Origin of the sequence: Bacillus sp. SIMBA_005, assembly GCF_046535585.1 — a bacterium.
GTDB classification, from domain to species: domain Bacteria; phylum Bacillota; class Bacilli; order Bacillales; family Bacillaceae; genus Bacillus; species Bacillus pumilus.
On record NZ_JAWRWI010001233.1, the window covers coordinates 1 to 233 of the forward strand.

Consider the following 233-nt stretch of genomic DNA (forward strand, 5'->3'; position numbering starts at 1 on the left):
GCGCAGAACGTTGCGGGAACAAAAGCGAAGCTTGGGGGAAACTGCCATAGAAACGCTGCCAGTTTTTCATCCAGCGATAGCACGCCCGAAGCGAAAAAATTGGCGAGGGCGGGGCGCGTGCCTTCGCTGCGAAATCGCAGCATATGTGTCAGGTACCGCGGTCCTTTCACACTGAATGCGAAGCCAGGTGGCGTAGCGGAATACCATTTTCGATAACTTTTCGGCGACGGAAG

General features: G+C 55.4%; 1 protein-coding gene. It reads right to left on the reverse strand.

Annotated features, from left to right (window positions below; genetic code table 11):
• On the reverse strand, positions 1–233 hold a 233-nt coding region (locus tag SB660_RS24000), incomplete at both ends, for a DUF72 domain-containing protein (protein ID WP_410585133.1).